Source organism: Anaerolinea thermolimosa (assembly GCF_001050195.2).
Taxonomy (GTDB): domain Bacteria; phylum Chloroflexota; class Anaerolineae; order Anaerolineales; family Anaerolineaceae; genus Anaerolinea; species Anaerolinea thermolimosa.
This window is the reverse complement of record NZ_DF967965.1, coordinates 831612-857038: the sequence shown is the minus strand read 5'-3', so window position 1 is coordinate 857038 and position 25427 is coordinate 831612. Positions and strand designations below refer to the sequence as shown.

At 53.5% G+C, this 25427-nt stretch carries 21 protein-coding genes and 1 riboswitch; of the genes, 6 read left to right on the top strand and 15 right to left on the bottom strand.

Translation table 11 applies throughout. From position 1 onward, the window contains the following. Positions 1-25: 25 nt before the first annotated feature. From ATHL_RS03960 to ATHL_RS03950, 3 genes are all read right to left on the bottom strand, one after another. Positions 26-2431: an alpha-L-rhamnosidase-related protein gene (locus ATHL_RS03960; protein WP_062190020.1), complete on the bottom strand. Its 2406-nt coding sequence runs from the start codon at positions 2429-2431 to the stop codon at positions 26-28. Next, the gene (locus tag ATHL_RS03955; RefSeq protein WP_062190018.1) at positions 2409-3611 is read right to left on the bottom strand and encodes a glycoside hydrolase family 130 protein; all 1203 of its coding nucleotides are present in this window, start codon (positions 3609-3611) and stop codon (positions 2409-2411) included. The genes ATHL_RS03960 and ATHL_RS03955 overlap by 23 nt, the downstream gene beginning before the upstream one ends. 180 nt (positions 3612-3791) lie before the next feature. After that, positions 3792-4865, bottom strand: a complete 1074-nt coding sequence (locus ATHL_RS03950) for a LacI family DNA-binding transcriptional regulator (RefSeq protein WP_062190016.1) — start codon at positions 4863-4865, stop codon at positions 3792-3794. A 73-nt stretch (positions 4866-4938) separates the two neighbouring features. Continuing rightward, a riboswitch (SAM riboswitch) is annotated at positions 4939-5040 on the top strand. 112 nt (positions 5041-5152) lie between these two features. Here ATHL_RS03950 and metA point away from each other — a divergent pair. Together metA and ATHL_RS03940 are read left to right on the top strand one after the other, a co-directional pair. Beyond that, on the top strand, positions 5153-6070 hold the full coding sequence (metA, locus tag ATHL_RS03945) for a homoserine O-acetyltransferase MetA (protein ID WP_062190014.1): 918 nt from the start codon (positions 5153-5155) through the stop codon (positions 6068-6070). Positions 6071-6083: 13 nt separating this feature from the next. Then, positions 6084-7376 (top strand): O-acetylhomoserine aminocarboxypropyltransferase/cysteine synthase family protein, encoded by a 1293-nt coding sequence (locus ATHL_RS03940; protein WP_062190012.1) that lies wholly within the window; start codon positions 6084-6086, stop codon positions 7374-7376. Positions 7377-7423: 47 nt separating this feature from the next. Here the strand turns inward: ATHL_RS03940 and rnhA are convergent, their stop codons facing one another. Both rnhA and ATHL_RS03930 read right to left on the bottom strand, forming a co-directional pair. After that, the gene (gene rnhA, locus ATHL_RS03935) at positions 7424-7906 is read right to left on the bottom strand and encodes a ribonuclease HI (RefSeq protein ID WP_162787565.1); all 483 of its coding nucleotides are present in this window, start codon (positions 7904-7906) and stop codon (positions 7424-7426) included. A 46-nt stretch (positions 7907-7952) separates the two neighbouring features. After that, positions 7953-8864: a DMT family transporter gene (locus ATHL_RS03930; RefSeq protein ID WP_084001156.1), complete on the bottom strand. Its 912-nt coding sequence runs from the start codon at positions 8862-8864 to the stop codon at positions 7953-7955. A 235-nt stretch (positions 8865-9099) separates the two neighbouring features. On the opposite strand from ATHL_RS03930, the gene ATHL_RS03925 reads away from it, so the two are divergent. Further along, entirely contained in the window at positions 9100-10302 is a 1203-nt protein-coding gene (locus tag ATHL_RS03925; protein WP_062190008.1) for a cupin domain-containing protein, read from the top strand. Between the two features lie 102 nt (positions 10303-10404). Here ATHL_RS03925 and ATHL_RS03920 read toward each other — a convergent pair whose 3' ends face one another. The 5 genes from ATHL_RS03920 to ATHL_RS03900 form a co-directional block, all read right to left on the bottom strand. Then, a complete protein-coding gene (locus tag ATHL_RS03920; RefSeq protein WP_201797929.1) occupies positions 10405-11424 on the bottom strand; it encodes a uroporphyrinogen decarboxylase family protein in 1020 nt (339 codons plus the stop codon). A gap of 149 nt (positions 11425-11573) precedes the next feature. Next, positions 11574-12758: an HlyD family secretion protein gene (locus ATHL_RS03915; RefSeq protein WP_062190004.1), complete on the bottom strand. Its 1185-nt coding sequence runs from the start codon at positions 12756-12758 to the stop codon at positions 11574-11576. A gap of 24 nt (positions 12759-12782) precedes the next feature. Next, complete coding sequence (locus ATHL_RS03910) at positions 12783-15191, bottom strand: ABC transporter permease (protein ID WP_062190002.1); 2409 nt, start codon at positions 15189-15191, stop codon at positions 12783-12785. Next, positions 15188-16285 (bottom strand): ABC transporter ATP-binding protein, encoded by a 1098-nt coding sequence (locus tag ATHL_RS03905; protein ID WP_084001155.1) that lies wholly within the window; start codon positions 16283-16285, stop codon positions 15188-15190. The genes ATHL_RS03910 and ATHL_RS03905 overlap by 4 nt, the downstream gene beginning before the upstream one ends. Beyond that, positions 16266-16991, bottom strand: coding sequence for an ABC transporter ATP-binding protein (locus ATHL_RS03900; RefSeq protein ID WP_062190001.1), 726 nt, complete (start codon positions 16989-16991; stop codon positions 16266-16268). Before ATHL_RS03900 ends, ATHL_RS03905 begins: the two co-directional genes overlap by 20 nt. Positions 16992-17118: 127 nt before the next feature. On the opposite strand from ATHL_RS03900, the gene ATHL_RS03895 reads away from it, so the two are divergent. Next, positions 17119-17778, top strand: coding sequence for a TetR/AcrR family transcriptional regulator (locus tag ATHL_RS03895; protein ID WP_062189999.1), 660 nt, complete (start codon positions 17119-17121; stop codon positions 17776-17778). On the opposite strand, the gene ATHL_RS03890 is transcribed toward ATHL_RS03895, so the two are convergent. Continuing rightward, on the bottom strand, positions 17761-18750 hold the full coding sequence (locus ATHL_RS03890) for an SDR family oxidoreductase (protein WP_062189996.1): 990 nt from the start codon (positions 18748-18750) through the stop codon (positions 17761-17763). The genes ATHL_RS03895 and ATHL_RS03890 overlap by 18 nt on opposite strands. Before the next feature lie 205 nt (positions 18751-18955). Between ATHL_RS03890 and ATHL_RS03885 the strand changes: the two genes are divergently transcribed. Together ATHL_RS03885 and ATHL_RS03880 are read left to right on the top strand one after the other, a co-directional pair. Beyond that, entirely contained in the window at positions 18956-19132 is a 177-nt protein-coding gene (locus ATHL_RS03885) for a twin-arginine translocase TatA/TatE family subunit (RefSeq protein WP_236822322.1), read from the top strand. A 42-nt stretch (positions 19133-19174) separates the two neighbouring features. Then, entirely contained in the window at positions 19175-20134 is a 960-nt protein-coding gene (locus tag ATHL_RS03880; RefSeq protein WP_062189992.1) for an L-lactate dehydrogenase, read from the top strand. 86 nt (positions 20135-20220) lie between these two features. Here ATHL_RS03880 and ATHL_RS03875 read toward each other — a convergent pair whose 3' ends face one another. From ATHL_RS03875 to ATHL_RS03860, 4 genes are read right to left on the bottom strand one after another with little or no spacing between them, the layout of a single operon-like run. Further along, the gene (locus ATHL_RS03875; protein ID WP_062190117.1) at positions 20221-21924 is read right to left on the bottom strand and encodes an alpha-glucosidase; all 1704 of its coding nucleotides are present in this window, start codon (positions 21922-21924) and stop codon (positions 20221-20223) included. Positions 21925-21983: 59 nt separating this feature from the next. Then, a complete protein-coding gene (locus tag ATHL_RS03870) occupies positions 21984-23258 on the bottom strand; it encodes a MiaB/RimO family radical SAM methylthiotransferase (protein ID WP_062189990.1) in 1275 nt (424 codons plus the stop codon). A gap of 6 nt (positions 23259-23264) precedes the next feature. Then, on the bottom strand, positions 23265-23927 hold the full coding sequence (locus ATHL_RS03865; protein ID WP_062189988.1) for a hypothetical protein: 663 nt from the start codon (positions 23925-23927) through the stop codon (positions 23265-23267). A 27-nt stretch (positions 23928-23954) separates the two neighbouring features. After that, positions 23955-25400 (bottom strand): tetratricopeptide repeat protein, encoded by a 1446-nt coding sequence (locus tag ATHL_RS03860; protein WP_062189987.1) that lies wholly within the window; start codon positions 25398-25400, stop codon positions 23955-23957. Between the last annotated feature and the right edge of the window lie 27 nt (positions 25401-25427).

Below are 25427 nucleotides of genomic sequence, written 5' to 3'. Positions count from 1 at the left end.
CCAGCAAACCCTCCACCGGTTTGGATTATCCATCCAGGATTACTTCATCTCTCGGCGCGTTTAAGATGCGCCGATTCCCTCTCCAGATGAATACTGCGCTCAACCCTTCGGGGATTTCCACCCGGGCTCTCAGGTGGTTTCCGACCACCTCACATTCTACATTGATCTTCCCACCTGCCGGATGAGGGAAGCTCCCTTTGGCCCACCGCAAAGGACCCAGATGGGGAGAAATTTCCACCTCTCTAAAGCCGGGTGCCGCCGGCCTCACGCCTAAAAGGGTGGCAAAATAGTGAAAAAGCGGGTGTGAACTCCAGGCATGACAATCGGAACGGCTGGGTTCCGGTGACTCCACTGGAGTTTTAAATCCCATTTCCTTGAGGTAGAACCAGAGCTTCATGCGTTCAAAGAACGCATCCATGCGATCATATTTTCGGCAAACCTCAAAATAATAATGGCTGAAGTAAATCGTTGTGCGTTCAAGCTCCGGGTCTGAAAAAAGCCCTTCAACCAGGCGGGATTCTTTCTCTCTGGGTAAAGAGCCACTTAAAAGCGCTAAAACCTGGCTGTGTTCTGAAAAATGCTTTTTAGCAAGGTCATCGGCCAGAAGGCCGCGCTCTTCATCCCAGAAGGCCTCCGTCGCGGCTTTTGAGGCCTTCAGCCGTGACCGCAGAGCCCATGCCGCCATTTCCGGATCGCCAACGCGGTTTTCAAGGTCTTCATACAGGGCAAGTGTATAGATGTATTGCCAGTTCAGCACGCCCGAAATACCAGAATGTCCATCGGGTGGAACCCCTGCATCCCGATCCCAGGCCGGAACCCAGTCGATGGTATTCCAGCCCTCTGGCCCGCGGAGCAAATGATCACGCCCAATCCAGCGCTGGAATCCCTGAACGGTAGCACGCACCCCCGGTAATAATTCCTTCACCAGGTCGAGGTCATCCCTCCAGTATAAGAAGTCGTGCACCATCCCTATCCACCAGAGGGCAAACGTCGAGATCACCTGGGTGGGCCGGCAGGGAAATCGAGATTGAGTCAATCCACTGGCCAGTCGTGAGGCATCGAAAAGGCGCAGAGCTTTACGCACCAGACGATCATCCTCTGAAATAAGAAAAGTCACCAGGCTCTCCAGACGAGTATCGCCGGTGTACATCATCTCTTCATAGTAGGGGCAGTCAAAAAAAGTCTCATTCGAGCACATCTGCATCCCACGCAGTAGAATGGGAACGACCTCTACCAAACGTGGATCACTGCAATCGAAATCACTGACCATGCTCAACGGATAACGCCGTTCAAGGAACTGAATCGCCTGGATCTCCAGCGGTTCATCCATGGTTTCAAGATAAATTTCCACGAAGCGCCCCGCCATCCACCATAACGGTTCGAAGAGACGGTTTTCTCCCCCGTCCGGGTAAAAGCAATCTCCATTCCCGATAAAATACTTTCCTTCGATCTCTCCACGATGTCCTTTTTCGTGACTCGTCGGTTGTGGTGTGAGTTTTAATGCCTCCGCCCACTGCACCTCGATTGTACTTCCCCGCCCACCTGATACCTTGAGCTGGGGGTAAGCGATGGAGTAATCCGCCAGTTCAAGGATGATCCTCCGCCCCGTATGCGGAGGAATCACGACCCTCCCCCGCCCGGCCCAGAGGGTCATCCAGGCTTCTGCCTCACCACTTAGATGATCGCGAGCACGCACAGGTTCCTTTCTCCGCGTGTCACGATCCCCCAGAAGAGCCTGCACATGCCGCACCTGCCCGACGGGCAACAACCCCTCCTGCATGGGAGGAAGCCCTGCCGGTTTCAGGAGATGATCACGATAAAAAGACCAATCCGTCCATCGTCCACGGGCCGGGCCGAGGGGAATCACATCCAGCCAGCCACGCCCCGTACCCGCTTCAAACCCCCACGGGAAAACCTCACCATGAATAGCCACCCGCACCCCACGCCATGGCATGAGATCAGCCCGGTGGAAAGAAAACCCGGTCAGAGGTTTCGCCTGCCAGTTTGCAACGCCAGTGCTCAGTCGTTCTCCCCATACTCCCTCAGCAGCCAGAAGGAATCCAGGGCGTGAACTCATCTGAGCGTCCGGAGCCAGCTCACCCAGCGCCCACACCTTCGCAACGAGGACATGGCGGCCACGCTTCAGGGTGAGCTCGTATGTCTCAAAAAACCAGTTATCCGGGGCGCCGCGCTCTGGCCCCCGGCCGAGGCGTTCACCATCCAGATACAATTCATAACGCTCATCAGCACTGACATGGAAGCGCACAGAGTCTTGACGCTCAGCGTTGAATTTCAACCTGAACGCCGCCACAAAAGGCGGTTGGAGCGCCTCCCGGCAGCCCACCCACCCGGCTGGCCAGCAACCCTGTTCACGCCAGGGTTTCCCTGCGTTCCTTTCAAGAAATGGGTCAGCGGATATCTGGACGCGCATCCGATCGGGCTCCCAGAGCAAGGTTCTTTTGGATCAACGCCATGCGTTGTTCCACGCAGGCATAAGAACGCAATCCATCAGGGGGGGTATTACGAACATAATCAATCATGCGCTCAATGGAGGTAGAAGCCACATGCGTGCGAGTGTCCGATGAACCATAATAGATATAGAGACTCCCATCTTCTCGCGCCACAGCCCCGTTGCAAAATACCACATTGGAGACATCCCCCACCTGTTCCTCGAATTTAGGCGCCAGGAAATACCCTCCCGGCCGAGCAATGACCTTCCAGGGCTCATGCAAGTCACACAGGAAGGCGTACAGCACATAACGTAACCCGGCAGCCGTCCCACGGACTCCGTGGGCAATGTGCAACCACCCTGCCGGGGTCTTGATCGGGGTTGCCCCTGCCCCGTTCTTTGACTCTTTGATAGTGTGATATTGCCGCTCGTCAATGATCCACTCGTCTTCGATGACCGCGTGGGTGATATCATCGCACAAACCCCAACCAATGCCACCTCCTCGCCCGGCTTCTATAAAGGAATCCTGTGGACGGGTATAAAAAGCGTATTTTCCATGGACAAATTCTGGATGAAGAACCACGTTTCGTTGCTGGGGCGAAGTCGTTTTGAGATCCGGAAGACGTTCCCAGGTTACCAGGTCTCGCGTACGGGCAATGCCCGCCTGAGCAATAGCGCTGGATAAATCTCCCGGTGGCGCATTGGGGTCTTTGCGTTCCGTGCAGAAAATTCCGTAGATCCAGCCATCCTCATGCTTTGTCAGACGCATATCATACACATTGGTATCCGGATCATCCGTTTCTGGCATCACCACCGGGTAATCCCAGAAGCGGAAACCATCCACCGGGCTTTCACTCTCCGCTACCGCAAAGAAAGACTTTCGATCCACTCCCTCTACCCGCACCATCAGGTAAATTTTCCCGTTTAACTCAATGGCGCCCACATTGAAAGTGGCATTGATTCCCATCCGTTCCATCAGGAATGGATTGGTGTGTTCATCAAAATCATACCTCCAGAACAGAGGGGTATGGGCGGCAGTGACCACCGGGTAACGGTAGCGCTCAAACCAGCCATTGGACCAGCGCGGATCCACTTCGTTTTTTCGGCTGAGCAGTGCATCGTGCTCTTTTTGCAGGTATTCCAGTCTCTCTCTGAAATTCATAAGGCAACTCCGGGGAGCAGGATGGTATAAAAATCACTGGCATGGCGTGAGGCAAAACCATCACCCATCCATACCCGTGAATAGTATAACCCGAGAAAACAAGGTACGCTTCACACCAACAGGAGTCTTTTTCCCTGCATCATCGTATCCATCTACACCTTAAAAGGGAAAGGAAGTCAATCACCCGGAGGTCCGAGAACTCTCACAGGCCGGTCCGGTACTTTGCCTAACGACAAGTTCCGGGCAAATCACCAGGTGGGTTACAGGAGTTTCCGGGTATTCAATCAGTTTAAGCAGGTAGTCAATACTCTGACGAGCCTGTTCCACGTAGTCCTGGCGGATTGTCGTCAGGGGAGGTTCATAATAGCCACCCAGAGGGTGATCGTCGAAACCCACAACTGATACATCCTCCGGGACGCGCAAACCCGCCTCATGTAATGCATGCAAGGCCCCCAGAGCCATCTCATCATTCCCGCAAACCAGCGCCGTAAATGCCCTCTTTTGCTCGAGCAATTTTCGCGTCTGGTGATAACCACTTTTAGCTGTGAAATCTCCCTCCAGCCAGCAGCTGTTGTCTAAACCCCGTGCCTGCATCATCTCCATGTATACTTCATGACGCACCCGTCCGTCGTTTTGGGTGAACAGGCCGGTAATCTCGGCAATTTGCCGGTGCCCCAGCTCAAAGAGATGATTCATCAATCTTTCCATCCCATAGCGCTGGTCAAACACCACCGCCGGAACCTCTGGGGCCGGGTTTGCCCCAAGCTGAATGAATGGTATTCCCCGGCACAGTTCTTTAATCAGGCGTGCATCCATCGCCACGTCCATTGCAAATAGGAGAAAACCATCCACAATCCGCGAGGTCAGGTCATCAAACAGCTGATGCAGTTCCGTGATCGTGTCTGTCTGTCTCACAATGGAAACGCCCACATGGTATCCATGTTCTCCCGCGATGGTGATAAGGGGTGGAATAGGGGTAACGTAGTTGGGATCAAAGTCAATCACCTGCAAGGTTTGCGAGCGCCCGGTAATTAAACTTCTGGCCGCCCGGTTGGGGCGATAGTTCAAACTGCGAATGGCATTCATCACCCGCTCACGTGTGGCGAACGCCACGTTGGGGCTGTTGTTAATCACCCGGGACACTGTCTGATGAGAAACCTGTGCCAGTCTGGCAACATCGTGCAAGGTTGGTTGTTTGGTGCCCACTCGCGCCTCTTCGCAATCTGTTTCCAGGATTTTAATCCAATGTATCATAAATCCATGAAAATTGGGTATTGATTTTTACGATCAAACTTGTTATGATAATGCCCATCAACTAAATACTGCGCTCTTATCCAGAGAGGTGGAGGGACGGGCCCTGTGATACCTCGACAACCAGCCCTACGGGCATGGTGCCAATTCCCGCGGAAGAAATTCTGAGAGATAAGAGGAGACCGTCAACAGTGACCCTCTTCTTATTGAACAGAAGAGGGTTTTCTTTTCCAGAACCCCCTTCCTGATCAACCTATCTGTTAAGAGTAGCCTGAACCTCAGGAGGTAGAATGCCTATTAAGATACCCAACGCCCTTCCCGCCAGAGAAATCCTGACCAGCGAGAACATTTTCGTCATGGACGAGGATCGTGCCATTCACCAGGATATTCGTCCTTTACGCATTGCCATTCTCAACCTCATGCCGACGAAAATCGCCACCGAGACCCAGCTCCTTCGACTGCTGGGAAACACTCCCCTGCAGGTAGAAATTGCTCTCATGCGCACCGGTTCGCACCAGAGTAAAAACACCCCGGAAGAGCACCTGCAGACTTTTTATCGAACTTTTGAGGAGATGAAGCATGAAAAATATGACGGATTTATCGTAACCGGGGCGCCTGTTGAGCACCTCCCCTTTGAAGAAGTGGATTACTGGAACGAGCTTCAGGAGATCATCGAATGGAGCAAACAAAACGTTTACTCCACCTTTTTCATTTGCTGGGGGGCTCAGGCCGCCCTGTACCACCAATACGGCATTCCTAAATATCCCCTTCCCCAAAAGATGTTCGGTGTTTTTGAGCACACCTTTTCCCGCCGTAACGTCCCCCTTTTACGTGGGTTTGACGACGTATTTTACGCGCCTCATTCCCGTCATACCGAAATCCGCCGGGAAGATATTCTCCGCATTCCCGATCTGGAGATTCTCTCCGAATCTCCCCGTGCGGGGGTGTATATTGTAGCGCGGCGCGATGGCAGGCAAATTTTCGTCACCGGTCATTCTGAGTATGACCCGCTCACGTTGAAATACGAATACGAGCGAGACGTGGCCCTCGGTTTGCCCATCCATGTGCCCGAAAATTACTATCCCAATGATGACCCCACCTGCGCACCCGTGGTGCGCTGGCGCGGGCATTCCAGCCTCTTGTTCGCCAACTGGCTGAATTATTATGTGTATCAGGTAACCCCTTATAACCTGGACGAAATCCATTAGGAGGTATTTCATCATGTCTGTAGATCCTGCCCAACGCACCTTTGGCTTCACCACCCGCCAGCTCCATGCCGGCCAGACGCCTGACCCTACCACCCACGCTCGCGCCGTTCCCATTTATCAGACCACATCGTATGTGTTCAACGATACCGACCACGCCGCCCGCCTCTTTGCCCTGCAGGAATCTGGTAACATTTATACCCGCATCATGAACCCCACCAGTGATGTGTTCGAACAACGTGTGGCTGATCTGGAAGGGGGGATAGGCGCACTTGCGGCCAGTTCCGGACACGCCGCCCAGACCATGGCTATCCTCACCCTGTGCGGACAGGGAGACCACATCGTTTCTGCATCGACTCTTTACGGTGGCACCTATAACCAGTTCGCTTACACCTTTCCCCGTCTGGGCATCGAGGTAACCTTCGTCGACCCATCCGATCCTGAAAACTTCCGCCGTGCCATTCGGGATAACACGAAAATCCTCTACGGAGAAACGCTTGGCAACCCGCGCATCAACGTTTTCCCCCTGGAAGAGGTGGCGGCCATTGGCAGGGAATACGGCATTCCCCTAATGATCGATAATACCTTTGCTACCCCGTACTTATGCCGTCCCTTTGAATGGGGCGCGAACATTATTGTCCATTCCACCACCAAATTTATCGGCGGGCATGGCACCAGCATCGGCGGGATGATTGTAGATGGAGGAAACTTCACCTGGGCAAACAATCCCCGCTTCCCTAATTTCAATACCCCCGATGAGAGTTATCACGGCCTGGTCTACGCCGATCTTGGCGCTCCAGCCTTCATCCTCAAAGCGCGGGTGCAGATTCTGCGAGACATTGGGGCTTGCCAGTCACCTTTCAACTCCTGGCTTTTTATTCAGGGTCTCGAAACCCTCAGCCTCCGCATGGATCGCCACGTGAGCAATGCCCAAAAAGTGGCCGAATTTCTTCAGAATCACCCCAGAGTGACCTGGGTCTCTTACCCTGGTCTTTCCAGTCATCCTGATTACGAACGCGCAAAGAAATACCTTCCCAAAGGGCCCGGGGCTATCCTCGGCTTTGGTGTACAGGGTGGCCTCGAAGCGGGGCGAAAGTTCATCAACAACCTGAAACTCTTCAGCCATCTGGCCAATGTCGGAGATGCCAAGAGCCTGGCCATTCATCCGGCCAGCACCACCCACAGCCAGTTGAACGAAGAAGAACAACGCAGCGCCGGGGTAACCCCCGATTTTATCCGCCTGAGCATCGGCATCGAGGATATTGAAGATATTCTCTGGGATCTCGACCAGGCGCTTAACGCCGCCTGAGATTCACCTGACTTTGAGGGGGCTCTACACGTGAGCCCCCTCAAAAACTAAAACAACCTCGTCGATGAATCGCGGGTTATACCCTGTTCATAGGCTTCATCCGGTGGAAGGTCCTTCCGGCGCGCTGCCTGGTTAGAAAGCACATCACATCGCTCATTTTCCGGGTTCCCTGCATGCCCTTCAACCCAGATCATCTCCACCCGGTGTTTCTGGCATTGTCGAAGCAACCGCTCCCACAGATCGACGTTCTGAGCCGCCAGTTTCTTGCTCCGCTTCCAACCATTGGCCTGCCAGCGCCGAACAGCACCCGTGTTGTAGTTCTCGACCACATAGCGTGAATCGGAATAGAGACGCACCTGGCAGGGGTCTGTGAGCGCTTCCAGTCCGACAATTGCCGCCATCAACTCCATGCGGTTGTTGGTGGTCAGCCGGAATCCTCCGCTCAACTCCTTACGGTGCCCATCGTACATCAGCACCACACCATACCCGCCCGGCCCAGGGTTGCCCAGGCAGGCCCCATCCGTGTACATCGTTACCTTTTTCAAACCCCGGGCTATTTCCAATCCCACCTTCCAATCAGGAGCGCACCCTGGATGCCTGATAGTGCAACCGGCTGGCGTTTAAAACAATCCAGATTCCCACCAGAATTAACCCCGCGGCAAGGTAAAAAATGGGGCGGGGTTTTTCGCCAAAAAACAGAAAGCCCATGATTCCGGCAAACAGAGGCTGGCTGAGGTTGGTCACACTGACCACCTGACCGCGAAAAAATTTCAGGGAATAATTGAGAATAGTATGCCCGAAAACCGTGGGGATGATTCCCAACCCCAGAATATAGAGAAGATTGTGAAGTGAGTACGGCTTGATGGGATTGACCACAAACAGGGCCCCTATCAGGCTGAACATACCTGCCATAAAATAAAGGGGAACCATATACAGCCACAGGCTTAACCGTCCCCCATTCTTCCGTCCAAGGGCAAGGTACATTGCAAAAGCAAGCATGGACCCAAAACAGATCAAATCACCTGTGAAATGCGTTTTATCCAGTTGAAAATTGCTGCCCGTAAGGACAACCAGCCCCGCCAGAGTGAATAAAGTTCCTATAATTTCCTGGCGGTTAACCCGCTCGGCGAAAAACAGCCATACAAAAAATGGCATGGCCACCGGGGTGAGGTTGGCAATCAGACTGGCGTTGGCCACCTGGGTCATGCGTGCCCCCACCACCCAGCTCATAAAATGCACCGCAAGGGCTATGGCAGGCAGTACCGCCCAGCTGATCTGCCGCCATCCGTACTTGCCTTCATACGTCTGTAAATCACGCAAAAAGAACGGGAACAATACCACCGAGGCGATAATCAGACGATAAGATGCCACCAGAAAGGGGTGTTCATCGCTGGCCTTGATCATGATCACGGCAGTTGCGCCGCACATGACTCCAAATAAGAGCAATAAAAACCGGGGCAGGATCGATTCGTGAACGCTATGCTTCATTGAGCCGTACTTTCAGTCTTTTGAATGAGCCAATTATACCCGGAAGCCTTCTCTCTCTTCCCTGTCTATCCCTGTCGAATCGAGAAAATCTCTCTTTTTTTAAACCTGTTTTGATTGACGTAATCTCTGAGGATCACTACAATCATGGAGAGGCTCAACCACTCTCTTCGTCGTTTCCGGGTTAACCTGGCCTTTGCAAACAACGCTCAAGATTCTCGATCTCAAGGAGTCGTATATGTCCTCTCTGGCAGAACAGGCTTTCCAGCAAGGTGAAGGGATTCTCCGCATGGTGCCTAACTGGGTTCCGCGCTCTTTCTGTATTCCCGGCAGGCGCCTGAAACTTCACCCGGATGACCTTTACGCTTACGGTTCTCACCGCGGCGGTATTGACGAACGCTGGTTTGCTTCCACCACCCACGCCGATAACGGCCCCCTGACCCTTCCCGATGAAGGATTGAGTTACGTTGCCTGCGGGATTGGACAGGACGTTAAGAAAGTCCTCTTTCGAGATGTGGTTCAGGAGTTACAGGCACGTTTGATCGGTGCAACGATCTGGGATCATTACCAGGATTGGCCTGTTTACGCCAAATTTTTTGATAACAAAGGTGCTCTGCCGCATCATTTACACCATCGCCAGCAACATGCCGAGCTGGTCGGGTTGCGCGCCAAACCCGAAGCCTACTACTTCCCTCCGCAGCTTAATAATTATGGGGGCGATTTCCCGTATACCTTTTTTGGCCTGGAGCCTGGCGTCACCCCGGGTGATGTACGCCGTTGCCTTGAGAACTGGTACCGTGGAGACAATGGCATTCTTAATCTCTCCCGAGCGTATCGCCTTGAACTGGGCACTGGCTGGGACGTGCCCGCCGGTATTCTTCATGCTCCGGGAAGCCTCTGCACCTATGAACCCCAGTGGTCCAGTGACATTGCCGCCATGTTCCAGTCCCTGGTAAACGACGTGCCCTTTGATTGGGAGATGCTGACCAAATTTGTCCCGGAGGATAAAAAACAGGACCTTGATTTTATCGTCTCTCTGATCGACTGGGAACTCAACACCGATCCCGACTTCAAGGCTCACCGGCAACTCTTGCCCGTACCCGTCCGCCCGGAAGAGGAAATGCGCGCCGAGGGTTACATCGAACGATGGGTGGTGTATAACAGCCCGCTCTTCTCCTCACGCGAGTTGACCATCCTCCCCGGCCGCACGGTCACCCTCCAGGAACCAGGGGCGTTCAGCGCAATTGCGATCCAGGGGCATGGGAAAATGGGCGTCTGGGAGATAGAAGCTCCGGTTCTGATCCGATTTGGGCAACTCACCCATGATGAATTTTTCGTATCCGCAGAGGCGGCGTCTTCTGGCATAACTTATGTCAACCCCAGCCCATCCGACCCACTTGTCATTTTAAAAACCTACGGACCAGGCATCTGGCAGGGATAAACGTTACCGAACACCTGTCCGGGCTGCCCTGAAGAAACTACACGCTCCAGCAGAGGGTACGGGTTCTCCCCTGAGGAACGGAGTAAAAAGGGCAGCCCCTTTTTATCGACGGGAGAGTTCTTCGTACACGTCCCTGTAAAACAGGACATTCTCGGCCGGGGTATTCGCAGGAATGTGATTTCCAACCGCCAGGAAGTACCCCGGGCAGGATTTACCGATACTCATACAACGTGCCACTTCTGCCCGAATTTCCTCACGGTTTCCATTGAGTAAAATGCGGGTATCTGCATTCCCAATGATTACGTGAGTCTTCCCGTATTTTTCGGCAATTTCGGCCAGGTCCGTACAGGGCTCAATCACAAACCCATGAATCCCACAGGCGGCAATATCATCAATGAAACGAGTAAAGTTGCCGTCTGATGTAAACATGATCTTCTTTCCCGCTTCTACCAGGGGCGAAAGCAGCCGCCGATAATTGGGAAAAATAAACTGCCGGTACCACTGGGGGGAGAAAATCGGCCCCGATGTCCACACCATATCATCATGCACCATCACAACCGGAACTCTGGCCTCAGCCAGCGCCAGAAAGTATTGAAGTACCCAATCGGTGTATCGATTGCACAATTGGCCAAAGGCCCGGGGGTCACTTCCGGCGGCCAGCAGAAGCATCTCCCAGCCAAAAATTTCCACCAGCCCCGAAACCAGCGTAACGTAGATCCCCGTCATATTGACCATATCGGGAGTTTCCACACAACGTTTGAGATAATCCTGCTCAAATTTCCGGGCCCACTCCTGCCGGTCGATGGTTCCATAGGTCTCTATAAAGTCCAGCGACAATGCCTCTTCCGGGGTTTCAAAAGGGCACTTTCCAACCTCGCGCCGATCTTTGCCCCCTTCCTGGTATTCCGCATGCCCCATATCCGTTCGTAGAGAGCCAAAAACCTCATTTCCCACCAGGGTGGCCCAGCGGAAATCATAATTCCAGGCTTTCATCAGCGCCAGAGAGGCTTCGTGTTTCCGACCTTCGGGGCTTTCGGCAGTGACGTAAATCCCGGTGGATCTTCGCACGACTTCCCAGTGACTCTCCAGTGAATATTCGGTATGTGGCACTCTCGACGGCATTTCCAAATGGATTGCAGCCCACCCATCCTGATATGACACAGCACCTCTCCTTGTCCGCTCAGGGTAAAAAGATCATTCAAGAGACAAAGAGGTGAGCGCCTGAAAAATTCCCCGGACACTCACCTCGTTCCATCTCCTCAAATTATAAACTACTTCTCACCGAACGCCACACTGGCAGTCATGCCCCAGCGCAGGCCTTCAGGAATTTTATCCAGACGGAGGCGCACGCGGTACAGGATATCACCGCTTTTCTCTGTATACGCCTGTGAGATTGCGGTGACCGTGCCCCGCACTTCCACGTCGGATAATGCATCAAAGGTAATCCGGGCCTGCTCACCTTCTTTGATAGAAATCACATCACGTTCGGTTAAATCCGTGGTTTCCACATACCAGGCTGATGGATCAATCAGGGTGACCACCACCTGACCCGCATTCAACCAGGCACCTGCCGCCAACGGCTTGACCTCCGCGATTACCCCCTGGAAGGGAGCCCGTAATTCCAGATCGGCCAGCCTGCGTTTTGCAGCCTCAAGCTGAGCCTGAGCGGCTGCTACACGCTTCTCAGCCAGCGCTTTCTGATCAGGGTCGGGGCCATTGGCCAGATCTGCCGCATCCTTTTCTGCTTTTTTCAGGGCTTCGCGGGCGGCTTCAAGATTGGCCTGAGCCACTTCTTGCCTGCTGGCCAGCTGATCGCGCTCAAAAAGTGCCTTCTGATAATCTTCCTGACGCGCATCGACATCATTCTGGGCATTCACCCGGGTCGGGTTATTAACATCCAGATTGAGATATTTATCCAGGGTTTCCCGGGCATCATCCAGGTCTTTCTTTCGGTTTTGAAGGGCTTCTTCCTTATCGTCCAGTTGATCACGGAAACTCCGTGTCTGGGTATCATCATAAGCTTTTTGCGCATCCACCAGTGCCTGACGTGCCTGGGCAACTGCCGCCTCAGCCCTGGCCTTTGCCAGAGTCGCATCCTCGTTCAACTGGTCGAGCGCCTGCTGGGCATCTTCCAGCTCCAGTTCAGCCTTGCGTACCTCTGCCTGAGCGACCTCCAGCGGGCCCAGACTGGCCAGCAAAGCATTGGCCTCTACCAGTGTCCCCTCTTCGGCAGGCAATGATTCCAATCGGCCCGATGTTAAAAACGCCAGGTTGACATAACGCTCAGGCACCACCCGCCCCTCAGCCATCACCGAAGCTTTTGGAGTAACCACCGGCAGAGAGGGGGATTGCGTTTCAGAACCTGAGAACAGATCAGAGACCTGAGAACAACCCGCCAGCGCTAACACGGCCAGCATAAAGAACAACCATTTCCACCATCTTTTGACTCCATTCATGGCACACCTGCCTTTCCATTGAAATCATTCATAAGCCAGGATTTCTCGAATGGTCAACCGGGCGGCATTCCGGGCCGGCAGAATACTGGCCACCGTTGAGAAAACCAGGATCACGCCAAACCAGATAAGCGGCCCGGTAAGCACATATTCCAGTGGGAAAGCCCCCCCAAAAATAGCCTCACCGATGGCCCGGGATAACGCCTGGCTGACCGGAAGTGCCGCCACCACGCTGATCACCCAGCTGATCAAACCGATTAAAACCCCTTCTGTAATCACGATGCGCATGATGTCGCGATTGGATGCCCCAATAGTACGCATCACTCCAATTTCGCGCGTTCGTTCCAGAACATTCAGGCTCATCGTCCCGGTAAGACCAATACTCCCGACAATCGCCATGAGCATGGCCAGGAAAAGTAAAAAGTTCGTCAGGGTATCCAATCCGCTGGTTGTGCGCTGCTTCAGCGATTTACCTGCCCGTGCTTCCTGCACTTTATACCCTTTATCGGCCAGAGTCTGCTCCAACCGCTCGGCAAGTGCTTCCTGGTCTTGCAAGCTCATAGCGTTTTGCTCAGCAACAACCCGGAAATCAGCCGAGCGGTTGTATGTGTGTGTGGCCTCGGCCAGACTCTCGTAACGGGTAAAGGCCGTCAACCCGATATTTTTCCCGGCGAATCGGTAAAATCCGACAATCGTCCAGTCCTGCTCTTTTCCAGCAATTTTCAAACGCAACCTATCCCCGGGCTTCAGACCAGGGTAGTGCTCGAGAAAAACCTCGCTCAGAACCACGGCGCGGTAGTCACCCGGCAGCAGCCAGCGGCCTTTGATCATAATTGGTTCCACCAGGACGGTATCATCTGGCGGCCCCTGGACAAGAACCGTCTCCCCACTACGACCATCGGGCTGCACCGTTTGGGCCAGAGCCGTTGCCCAACCCTCTACGGCCTTTACTCCAGGCACCCCAAGAATGACCCGCGAGAGCTCATCGATGCGATAGGGTTCGGTGAAACTTAAATTGACATCCGCGATATGATAACGCGCCAGACGAGCAATGTAATTTTCCAGAGAGGCACGCATGTTGAACGTGCCAATAAAGATCGCCCCGCCTAACGCCAGTGTGACCAGGGTGAGTGCCAGCCTTACCCGTTGCCTGAAGGTATTCCGTAGAGAAATGGCCGCTGGACGCGATAACCCGCGGATGCGAGTCAGCCAGACCGAAAACCGACTCAATTGTTGTTCCTGTGATCCGCTGATGCCGCTTAAGGCCTGTTGAATGGGCAATCGGGTTCCGCGCACCACAGGAATAAGGGCCGCCATCTGCGGTACGATCATGGCAATAACGGCCTGAATCAGGACGGATTGAGGCACAAACCGCAGTCCACGGGAAATGTAGTTCAATTTTGGCGCCAGGGCATTAAATTCAAAATAAGCCACCAGGTTGGCCAGCGGGATAGAAACAATCAATCCAAGCAGGCTGAAAATCACCACCAGCGTCAGATAAATGGCAATCAACTGCAGACGGGTTGCTCCAAAGGTTTTCATCACGCCAATCTGCACCAGCTGTTGATTCAACAGGGCCGACAGAGTATTAATGATCAAAAATCCGCTCAGGAAGATCACCAGAAAGCCCAGTAAATAAAGGATCGCTGTCATCGCGTCCACATATACTGCGTTTGGATGGTCAATCGAACGCCGGGTGACCGTGCCGAAAGTTTCAATGCCATTCCTGTCCAGGTCATCCAGAATCCTGTCCGCCACCTCACGGATGTATGTAAGGTCATTCGCATCACCATCGACAGTAACCAGCAGAAGATTGGCCTCCTCCGGTTGGTTCAGGAAAGAGAGCGTATCTTCCAGAATATATCCCTGGATCGGTGCCAGAAAGAACCCTGCTCCCCCTGCATCTGCTCCGATGGTCTGATCGTTGACAATGCCGACCAGTTTCAAATAGCGCAGGTCGCCATTAGGAAGTTTAATTTCCACTTCTTCGCCCAGGCGGTAGCGGGTATCACCCAGGCGGTTGGCTTCCAGCACAATCTCGTTCTTCTTTGGGGGCCAGCGCCCTTCCAGCAAACGCACCTGATTGATCACCGAACGGTCACCACTGGTATACGCCTTGATCTTAATCGGTTTGTACTGGTTGCCCAACGCCCTTATGCGCAACTCAAAGACCCGCACGCCCTCTACATCTCGAACCCCGTTGAGCTTCTTCAAGTGATCAATATAATCACGTTCCACAGCCGGAACACGAATCTGAATATTGGCCGGGTTGACCGCTGCGTACCCCTGATGCATATCTTCGCCAATACCATGGTGGAGAATGATGATCATTCCTACTGCCATCAACCCCACCGCAATCGAGAGAACCACCAGCAGGGTACGAACCGGGTTGCCGGTCAAATCAGCCAGAACTTTTCGCCACCTCGGTCGCATCATCCTCTTCCTCCTGCTCCCGGCGAAAAGGGATTAGGTTCCAGAGTATGGCCAGGGGTAAGCTGATCAACCAGACTGCCATTCAATCTTAATAGCCAGGCACCTCCATCAAGCCCGGCGCGCACCCTGCGGCTCTTCCCCCTGCCCCCCACAAACCATCGCAGGTCAACCCACTGCCCTGGGAGCACTCGAAGGACATCCCCATTGAACCGTCCTCCACGTTCCTCAGTGATTAACAACTCTCCGCGCTCCACTACAAGCACATCGCTCATTTTTCCATCCACACCGGCAATCCATGCCCCGGGTTCATACGTCTCCTGCACCGCAGACCGAGAAAGCTGAAGCAGAACCTCATCTGGCAGCCCGCGGAAAGCATGGGTAATCGCCTCGTGCACCAACTCTCCATCAGAGATCAAGAGGGTACGGTTGGCGCGCCGTGCCAGCTCACGATCGTGAGTCACCATGAGGATGGTCTTTCCCTGCCTCACTAGGTCTTCAAACAAACTCATCACCTGCTCCGCCGATGCAGAATCCAGATTACCGGTGGGTTCGTCGGCCATAATAATTGGAGCATCGTTAGCCAAAGCACGGGCTACAGCCGCGCATTGTTGTTGCCCCCCGGAGACCGCCCCGGGCAACCGATGGGCCAGGTCTTTCAGTCCCACCATATCAAGCAACTGAAGGGCTCGCTCCTCTCGTTTTTCTGGTGGAAAGAAATCGCAGAAATCCATCGGTAACAGTACATTTTCAAGCAGCGTTAACATGGGCAGGAGTTGAAAAAATTGGAAAACGATCCCCAGGGTACGCCCACGCCATTTGGCAAGCTGACCTTCATCCATACCGTGAAGCGACACCCCCTCTATTCGAACTTCACCCGAGGTTGGATGATCAATCCCCGTCAGCATATTAATCAGGGTAGACTTGCCACTGCCTGACCTTCCGATAATACTGACAAATTCACCTGCTGAGATGGTCAGGCTAATATTCTTCAACACCCGGGCTTCTCCGGCGGCTGTGTGGAATACTTTATTTAGCTCCTGCACCTCAATCAACGGTGCACTGAAATTCCTGTGAGCATCAGGCCGGTTGGTTGCCATCTACAAGAACCCCATCGTGTAAAGTCAAAAGCCGATCCACGCGCCTTGCCATCTGACGGTCATGCGTGACCATGAGAATGGTTTTCCCTTGCTCGGCAAGCTTTCGAAAAATTTCAAAAATAACCCCGGCAGTGACGGTATCCAGCCTGCCAGTAGGCTCATCTGCCACGATGATCATGGGGTCATTGGCCAACGCGCGCGCAATTGCCACCCGCTGTTGTTGGCCACCGGAAATTTCAGAGGGAAGTTTATACGCATGGTCTGCCAGTTCCACCTGTTTGAGCAACTCATACGCCCGTTCCCGGCTTTCTCTGGGGTGGAACAGCCCGCAAAAATCCATGGGCAACATCACATTTTCCAGCAATGTGAGCATGGGCATCAAATGGAAGGATTGATAAATCACCCCGACGTTTTCTCCACGCCAGCGGGCCCGGCGGTCTTCATCCAGTTGATGGACACTCACCGCTCCAACCCAGACCTCACCCGCCGTCAGCTGGTCAGTGCCCGTCACCATGTTAACCAGGGTTGTCTTCCCGGCCCCGGATTTCCCGGTGATGGCTAGGAATTCGCCTCGTTTTACCTCAAAAGAAACCCCTTTCAATGCATAAAACAACCCGCCCGCCGTCGGGTAGGCTTTCCGCACATCCTTCACCCGGATAACTGGCTCGCCCCGGGGTTCAGATCTGTCCTGCAATGAAGCGCTCATTTCTGTATTTCTAAACATTGTTTGCAATTATAAACAATTTGTTTATAATCATACATGCAATGCAACATTATAATCCCTGTGCCGACACTGTCAACTGGCAACCAGAATTAAGTGTTCAATTCTGAACATGAATACAGAAACCGAGAAAATCTCCCCCCGTCTCGACCGACGCGTCACCCGCACCCGCCGTCATTTACGCGAAGCCCTCATGCAACTCATCCTGGAAAAGGGGTATGACGCGGTGACCATCGAAGACATCACAGAGCGCGCCGAGCTTGGCCGAACCACTTTTTACCTGCATTACCGCGATAAAGAAGATTTGCTTTTAGAGAGCATCGAAGCCACCGCCCAGGAGCTCTACCAGCAAATTTACCCGGAAAAGGGCCTGCAAGGGCTTTCTTCTCCTCAGGAAGGGCTGCATGCCATTGAACGGGTCTTCACGCACGCCGCCGCGAATTCTTTACTCTATCGCATCATCCTTAAAGGTGGGGCGGCTTCTAAAGTTCGGCATACCATATTGAACTTTCTGAGCGAAGCCGCCCTCCCCATTTTTGAACGTAATTTACCCCATCCCGGGGTATTCCCGGTGCCTCTAAAAGCGGTTAGCAGTTACTTTGCGGCCTCTTTATTGGGTTTTCTGACCTGGTGGCTCGAAGAAGACATACCCTACCCGCCAGAAGAAGCCTCACGTTTTTTCACCCAGCTGTTCCTATTCGGCCTTCGCGGCCTGAACAGTAGCTCAGAACTTCTGAACAGTGGTTCCACCTCCTCAGGCGGGGTTGGCTGAACGCTGAGCCGCGATGATCCGGTCATAAAGTTGATTTAACGACTCGTCCACCACGCAACGTGCCGGGTCTTCCCGGTAGTACGCCATAATTTCTTCAGCCCCGCGTGAAAATGGAATAGAGGCCACATAATCTGGCACCAGCCGCTTGATTTTACTGTTATCAAAAACCATGCTGTGAGCTTTATCGCCCAGCAATCCAGCTCCCCATTGGGGATCATACCGGGCAATTACCTCAGAAGGCACATGCACCAGCTCTGCCTTCACCCCGGCAGCGTGAGCAACAATCTCAAAAATCTGATTCCAGGTCAACCACTCATCAGACGTAATATGAACTGCTTCACCGATTGCCTTCGAATTCCCCAGTAAACCCACAAACCCTCTGGCAAAGTCGGCATGGTGGGTCAGGGTCCAAAGAGACGTGCCGTCTCCATGCACAATCACGGGTTTTCCACGCAGCATACGGTCTACCACCGTGTATCCCCCATCCATGGGCAACAGCGTGCGATCGTAAGTATGTGAAGGCCGCACGATAGTGATGGGGAATTTTTCTTCGCGATAGGCTCTCACCAGGCGCTCTTCACAGGCGATTTTATTGCGCGAATACTCCCAGTAGGGATTATCCAGTACCGTGGACTCGGTCACCGGCAGAGAAGAAGGTGGAGTCTGATAGGCTGACGCAGAACTGATAAAAATATACTGGGCCGTCCTTCCCCGGAAGAGGGATAAATCAGTTTCAATGTGCTGTGTGGTAAAAGCCACCCAGTCCACCACCACATCAAAGGTCTGGTTGCCCAGGGCCGTAAGTACCGACTGCGCATCTCGAATATCGCCATAAAGAATCCGCGCCTCGGGGGGTGCAGGCCGGCTGGATTTTCCCCGATTCAACAGATAAAGCTCCATTCCCCGTTCCAGAGCCAGGCTCGAGCAGGCAGAGCTGATAATACCTGTTCCGCCGATAAACAATACTTTCATGCTTTCCTCCACAGGGTAGTTTGATTCACTTTCATTATAGGGGCATTTCACAAAACCCCATCTCTCCCAGCTTCGATGTATTCGGTGCTAAGGTTTACTTTGTTTACCGTAAAATTCCTCAGGAGATTCTAAGAATGATCGAGTATAATCAAACCGATTTATTTTCTTTCAAGAAGGAGAGAAACCTATGCCATTCCGACTGGGTGTGCCAGAACTGCTGATCATTCTCGTGATCATCATTTTGCTGTTCGGCGTTGGCCGCATCGGCAAAATCACAGGCGAACTGGGAGCAGGTATCCGTGCTTTCCGTGAAGGCTTAAAAGGCCCTGAGGAAAAGAAAGAAACCAAAGAAGAACCCAAGGCAGAAGAAAAATCCGAATAGTTCGCCGAATCATCACCCTGCCTGTATTTAGAAAACAGTTCTATGGCTGCTGACGAGTACCATCGGCCCACCAAAGTTGCGGTGATCGGTGCGGGGAATGTAGGGGCAACATTTGCTTACGCCCTGTTACAGAGTGGTCTGGCTTCAGAGATTGTTCTTATTGACGCCAACCATGCCCGTGCTGAAGGCGAGGCCATGGACCTCAACCATGCCGCCCCGCTTGCTCGCCCGGCCAGGGTCTGGGCGGGGGACTACCCCGACGTCGCCGGTGCTGCCGTTACTGTGGTAACCGCCGGTTCAGCTCAACGGCCCGGTGAAACCCGCCTCGATCTCACGACCCGTAATGTAGAAATCTTCAAATCGATCATTCCCCGGGTCGCTGAACACAACCCCTCTGGCATTATTCTGATCGCCACCAACCCGGTAGACATCCTCTCATACGCCGCCTGGAAGCTCTCCGGCCTCCCCAAAGAACGCGTCTTTGGCTCAGGAACTGTACTGGACACGGCACGGTTCCGCTATCTGCTAAGCCAGTATTTCAAAGTAGATCCACGCAGTGTACATGCGTACATCATTGGAGAGCACGGCGACAGCGAGGTGCCCGTCTGGTCGTTAGCCAATATTGCCGGGATGCGCCTGCCGGTCTACTGCGCCCAGAATGATATGGGATGCGCCGAGGAAGACCTTGAGGATATCTTCCGTCGCACTCGCGATGCAGCCTATCATATCATTGAACGCAAGGGAGCCACATATTACGCCATCGCCAGTGGATTGTTGCGCATTGTTGAAGCTATTTTGCGCGATCAAAGTACGGTGATGTCTGTTTCCAGCTACATCCAAAATTACTACGACATCGAGGATGTTTACCTCAGCCTTCCCACCATCATCGACGCCGGGGGTGTAGAACGCATCCTCAGGCTGGAACTCGCTCCTGAAGAGATCATTGGCTTACGAAACTCAGCCAACGTACTCAGGCAACTCATCCATGACCTTAAGTTATAAACAGGTCTCGTCTGATTGTTTCCGCTGACTGAAAAACCACCCTGCGGGGTGGTTTTTCAGTGGGGAGTAAACGCGTTGTTCTCAAGTTACGCCTGATTCTCCGGCACTCCGCGGAGTTCGGCAAGAAAAACTTCAAACGGTTCAAAGACCATCTCGGTGCCCTGAGAGCGGTGAGATGAAAACACCAGTTCCATCTGACCCGGAACTTTTAGATTCAACCTCCGCTTTTTCTCACTCATATTGAGAACCACCAGCAAGGTCTGCTCTTCGGCTATGCGCAGAAAAGAAAGGCACGCGGCATCCGTGCCTAAGGGTTCATATTCTCCGGCCATCAGAGCGGGATTTTCCCGTCGTATGCGCAGCATGGTTCGATAGAAATTCAATAAAGAACCCTGATCTGCTTCCTGATCAGCCACATTGACCCCCTGAGCATAATCCGGGTTGACCGGCAACCAGGGCTCAACACCCTCTGGCGAGAACCCCGCATTGACTGTATTTTCCCACTGTAAAGGTGTACGGCACTTATCGCGCCCACCCCGGGCAGCAATCAGAGCCGCTTCTTCCGGATCGACCAGATCCGGATGGCTCTTGAGCAGGTTGTAATAAAAAATGCCAAGCTGGTCACGGAATTTGGATACATCCGTGAACAGATAATCACTCATTCCTATTTCTTCACCATTGTAAAGAAAGGGTGTGCCTTTCAGAGTAAGGATCAACGCCAGATTGACCCGGGCAATCTCCCGGTCATGTTCTCCATCTCCAAAACGGCTGAGCATGCGGGGACTGTCGTGGTTTCCCAGCGTATTACACGGCCATGCCCCATCTGGCAAACGACTCAGGCGCCGACGCTGGTTCCTTCGCACCCACGCCGGGGTGATACGCCGGGTTTCCATCAAGGGAAAATTAAAATTCAGATGCAGTTCATCCCTGCCATTCCCATAAAAACGAATATCTTCGGTCTCGCCCACCAGCACTCGCCCGGGGAATTCGTCGACCACCCGGCGTAATTCCTTCATCAAATCGTGCACCTCAGGAAGGTCAACCTGATATTTAAACATGCTGTGCCAGAGGCGCTCGGTTTGTGCCTGCTCTTCACGCGTTTTGGCCTTGTAACTCATCACCAGCAATTCATCATGCGAGACTGGCGCTTTCTGACCACGTAAATCCTCCACCTCAAAGATGGTACCCACAGCATCCAACCGGAATCCATCCACCCCCATTTTCAACCAGAAGCGCACCGCGTCCCACATCGCCGCTTTTACTTCGGGGTTTCGCCAATTCAGATCGGGCTGTTGTTTGAAGAAAAAGTGGTAATAGTATTGGTCCGTGGCCGGATCATATTCCCAGGCTGAACCCCCAAAGGTTGAATACCAGTTATTGGGTGGTCCCCCATTTTTTCCATCCCGCCAAATATACCAGTCGCGCCTGGGATGATCGCGGCTGGAACGCGATTCAAGGAACCAGGGATGCTGGTCAGAGGTATGATTGAGTACCAGATCAAGGATCACCCGGAGATCACGGCGATGAGCTTCTTCCAGGAACTGCTCAAAAAGTTCCAGCGTTCCATATTCCGGAGCCACGCTGCAATAATCCGCCACATCGTAGCCACAATCAAACAGGGGAGATGGATAATGCGGAGAAAGCCAGATTGCATCAATCCCAAGGTGTTTCAGGTAATCGAGCTTAGCAAGAATCCCCTGAAAATCTCCGATCCCATCTCCATTACCATCTGCAAAGCTACGCGGATAAATCTGATAAAAGACCGCTTTCTGCCACCATGGTAAATCCATCAATTTCACTGTGAAACTCCTTTTTTAAAATTCACCCTCGCCCGCAGGAACCATCCCTGTCAGAGGATTTCACCCGACAAACCATCTTCCGCCCAACCGGTCACCCTGACACGGCTGATTTCATTCCACAATGGCTGACCATGCCGGGCGCTTAATCGCAGGGCGTGGTCAGTCATACCGTGCAGCTGCCAGCCGTTCGGCCCAATCCCATCGGTAGATTCCCACAGCACTTCTACCACTTTTCCGATAAATTGCGTGGCATATTTTTTGGAGGCCTCCTGGAATACCTCGCGCATTTGAGTGCTCCGGTATCTTCGAATATCCGAAGGCACTGCCCCGGGTAATCGGGCGGCCGGGGTGCCTGGCCGGGCAGAATAATTGAACACATGCCCCCCCGCGAATCCTACCTCTCTGACAAAAGCCAGGCTCTCCTGAAATTCTGCTTCGCTTTCTCCGGGGAAGCCCACGATCACATCGGTGGTAATGGCTATCTCCGGAACCGCCTTACGCGCCATCTCAACCAGATGCATGAACGAATCGGGGGAGGTCTTCCGCGCCATCCGCCGCAGGGTTTCAGCACACCCTGATTGCAAGGGTAGATGCAAATGGCGGCAGAGCCGAGGGTTTTGCCATAAAGAAAAAAAGCGCTCGTCCAGGTCCCAGGGTTCAAGCGAAGAGAGGCGAATGCGCGGTAGATTCGTTTCTACCAGCAATGCACTCACCAGGTCATAGAGGTGAAGCGAAGGGGAAAAGTCCTGACCCCAGGATCCAAGGTGCACACCCGTAAGAACAATCTCTTTCACCCCTCCGGCCTGTGCCATTCGGGCATCCGTTAAGACCTCTTCGAGACCCCGACTCCGCCCCTTTCCCCTTGCCAGACGGGTGACGCAAAAAGTGCAATGGTTATCACAGCCATCCTGCACCTTAAGAAAAGCCCGTGTCCGCTGACGCAATCCCGGCAATGGCTCCCTGGCAAGGGGTTCCAGGTCAAACTTTGATAATGGCACCCCCAGACGTTCCGCAACCAGATGCTCTTTGCGCTCGTTCGTTACCACCTGCTTTACACCTGGCAAAGCCAGTGCGGCCTGAGGTTCCAGTGTAGCCCAGCACCCCGTTACTGTAATATCCCGCACACCAGCACGTGCCGCCTGGCGCACTTTCTGACGGGAATCTGACGCAGCCTCTGCCGTAACCGCACAGGTGTTGACAACCACCCAGTCAGCTTCGGCAGCGCTACCCACAATCGTATGTCCTGCTGCCCGCAATTGCATGGCAAATTTTTCAATCTCACTCTGATTCAGGCGGCAGCCAATAGAATCCAGAAAAACTTTCATATACCCTTAAGGTTGACGTACCACAAAGTTATCGAACAAAACATCCACGCCACCCTCCCGGTAAGCTCCAGCGATCACCCCTACATCACCGCGATCGAAGGTATCATCCTCTGCGGCCATCAACAGTTTGTCCCCCGCAGAGAGAGACAACCGATGCCCTGAGCACTCAGCCACCAGCCGAAGGGGCCAGCTCGAGCTTTGAAGCATGGAGCTATATTGTAACTGTTCTGCGCCTAACAGGGTATAGGTAGAATCGACCACCTTACCCATCCCATAATACCCATCCCGGCTGACAAACATCATGTAAAAATTCTCTCGATTTCGATACCGGCAAATGATCCCCATCAGATTATCTTCCGGCCCGGCCACCTGTCTGATCGCCACTTCTATCCGCACGTCAGAGAACCGCTGGCCGGCAACCGACCAGATATTTTTGCCCGCTTCCCGAACCAGCAACCGCAGTCCCCCCTGTTCATACGAAACCACCGCGTCTGGCGAGTCACTGATCCCCCATCCTGACGGAACGTGGTTAAAATCATCCTCAAACAGGATTTCTCCCTTTGCTACCGGCGATGGGGTAACCTCCCCCGCCATCCATAAGGGAAAGCCACAGCTCACCAGGAAGATGCACACCAGGCTCCAACCTCTCATGCGTGTGGATGGTGACATTCCCATACCTTATGCCCGTTTCTCCATTCAGGGAGATCCATTTTCATCCGCTTCTCCGTGGAAATACTTTGCGAGCAGTCTGCTGGCCAGAATTCCGAATCTTCCCTGAGGATCAAGACGACTGGCAGTAAACAGGTGTTCCTGCGCCAGTTCCATCCTCTGCCAGGTCAGATACAGGCTTCCCAGGTAATAATGCGCCTCCGCCAGATGGTCGTCCAGCTCAAGCGCCCTGGCAAGCTCCTTTTCGGCTTCTTCCGTATGCCCCGTGGCTGCCAGCAGTGCCCCTAACAGCGCGCGCGCATGAGCACTTTGATCATCCAGTTTCACGGCCTCCCGCGCGGCTGGCAGGCCAGTTTCTTCCACTTGCACCTGAAAGGTAAGGCAGAATTGCGCCAGTGCCTCCAGCACCGCAGGGTTGTTCGGGTCAAGATCAACCGCCCGGCGGTATTCAATTAAAGCCTGAGGTAAATCTCCTTTCTGGGCATAGAGATTTCCCAGTTCCACACGCCACATACTCCGGGCTGGTTCCAGACGAGCGGCGATCGCCATCTGGTCAATCGCCTGTTGCCAGTCGCCTTTTCGGCTCCAGTAAAACGCCATGAGCACCCGCCCAAGCACCGATGAAGGGTTCAACTCCAGAGCTTTTTCCAGCTCAACCCTGCCATCGCCCCCGGTATGGTACCGTGTCTCCCCTAAAAGTGCCCAGGCTTCGGCATAATCCGGGTTTTGATGCACGGCCTCCGTGAGTGCCCGTTCCGCCAGAGCCCACTCGTTCAACTCCCCAAGCGCTCTGCCCAGCAAGGTGAGTCGATACGCTGGATCATCGTCTAAACTGGAAAGCGACCCAACCCGCTCTAACACCTTCATTCCTTCCTGGAAAGCCTGATCCAGCCGGGCCGCTTCTTTAACCAGATTAAGGGCTTCGTCTAAATCGGAGATCGATACATCCAGCGCCAGCCGGTAAGCTGCGAGCCCGTTCTTCGGGTCTATCTCACGCCAGCGCCTCAAGGCTTGCACTGCCTCAGATAGCCTCCCTGCCTTTTGCCAGGCATCACTGAGGTGAGCATAATTTTCTGCTGTGGGTTGAACCGCGGCCACTTCTGCCCACTGCCGTGCGGCATCTTCATATCGGCCACAGCTTTCGTAAGCGTCGGCAAGAAGTTTTCGAGTGTCCGGAGATAATGGAAACAACCGGTCAGCCTGTTCAAAAGCGTGAATGGCCTCCTCCGGGGCTCCTGCTATCAGCGCCATTCGCCCTAAATGTTCCCACAGGTCTCTCTCCCAGGGGTGTCGTTCGAGAGCCTCGCGGTAGCGGATCATTGCCAGAACAGGCTGATCGTCGACCTCAGCCACCCGCGCCTGTTCCAGAGTCTCGGCGATGGCAAACTCCACAGGAGCCAGATTTATACCCGCCAGAAATAACAAAGGCAGGAGAATCTTTAAACCCATCATCCAGCGCGATACCCTTACCATCGCGTTTTATTATAGTGTGTTCCTCGA

What these genes read in the sequence shown, in the direction of transcription:
- ATHL_RS03960 (WP_062190020.1), bottom strand. Translation starts at nt 2,431, where the DNA reads ATGCGCGTCCAGATATCCGCTGACCCATTTCTTGAAAGGAACGCAGGG.
- ATHL_RS03955 (WP_062190018.1), bottom strand. Translation starts at nt 3,611, where the DNA reads ATGAATTTCAGAGAGAGACTGGAATACCTGCAAAAAGAGCACGATGCA.
- ATHL_RS03950 (WP_062190016.1), bottom strand. Translation starts at nt 4,865, where the DNA reads ATGATACATTGGATTAAAATCCTGGAAACAGATTGCGAAGAGGCGCGA.
- metA (WP_062190014.1), top strand. Translation starts at nt 5,153, where the DNA reads ATGCCTATTAAGATACCCAACGCCCTTCCCGCCAGAGAAATCCTGACC.
- ATHL_RS03940 (WP_062190012.1), top strand. Translation starts at nt 6,084, where the DNA reads ATGTCTGTAGATCCTGCCCAACGCACCTTTGGCTTCACCACCCGCCAG.
- rnhA (WP_162787565.1), bottom strand. Translation starts at nt 7,906, where the DNA reads ATGTACACGGATGGGGCCTGCCTGGGCAACCCTGGGCCGGGCGGGTAT.
- ATHL_RS03930 (WP_084001156.1), bottom strand. Translation starts at nt 8,864, where the DNA reads ATGAAGCATAGCGTTCACGAATCGATCCTGCCCCGGTTTTTATTGCTC.
- ATHL_RS03925 (WP_062190008.1), top strand. Translation starts at nt 9,100, where the DNA reads ATGTCCTCTCTGGCAGAACAGGCTTTCCAGCAAGGTGAAGGGATTCTC.
- ATHL_RS03920 (WP_201797929.1), bottom strand. Translation starts at nt 11,424, where the DNA reads ATGCCGTCGAGAGTGCCACATACCGAATATTCACTGGAGAGTCACTGG.
- ATHL_RS03915 (WP_062190004.1), bottom strand. Translation starts at nt 12,758, where the DNA reads ATGAATGGAGTCAAAAGATGGTGGAAATGGTTGTTCTTTATGCTGGCC.
- ATHL_RS03910 (WP_062190002.1), bottom strand. Translation starts at nt 15,191, where the DNA reads ATGATGCGACCGAGGTGGCGAAAAGTTCTGGCTGATTTGACCGGCAAC.
- ATHL_RS03905 (WP_084001155.1), bottom strand. Translation starts at nt 16,285, where the DNA reads ATGGCAACCAACCGGCCTGATGCTCACAGGAATTTCAGTGCACCGTTG.
- ATHL_RS03900 (WP_062190001.1), bottom strand. Translation starts at nt 16,991, where the DNA reads ATGAGCGCTTCATTGCAGGACAGATCTGAACCCCGGGGCGAGCCAGTT.
- ATHL_RS03895 (WP_062189999.1), top strand. Translation starts at nt 17,119, where the DNA reads ATGAATACAGAAACCGAGAAAATCTCCCCCCGTCTCGACCGACGCGTC.
- ATHL_RS03890 (WP_062189996.1), bottom strand. Translation starts at nt 18,750, where the DNA reads ATGAAAGTATTGTTTATCGGCGGAACAGGTATTATCAGCTCTGCCTGC.
- ATHL_RS03880 (WP_062189992.1), top strand. Translation starts at nt 19,175, where the DNA reads ATGGCTGCTGACGAGTACCATCGGCCCACCAAAGTTGCGGTGATCGGT.
- ATHL_RS03875 (WP_062190117.1), bottom strand. Translation starts at nt 21,924, where the DNA reads ATGGATTTACCATGGTGGCAGAAAGCGGTCTTTTATCAGATTTATCCG.
- ATHL_RS03870 (WP_062189990.1), bottom strand. Translation starts at nt 23,258, where the DNA reads ATGAAAGTTTTTCTGGATTCTATTGGCTGCCGCCTGAATCAGAGTGAG.
- ATHL_RS03865 (WP_062189988.1), bottom strand. Translation starts at nt 23,927, where the DNA reads ATGTCACCATCCACACGCATGAGAGGTTGGAGCCTGGTGTGCATCTTC.
- ATHL_RS03860 (WP_062189987.1), bottom strand. Translation starts at nt 25,400, where the DNA reads ATGGTAAGGGTATCGCGCTGGATGATGGGTTTAAAGATTCTCCTGCCT.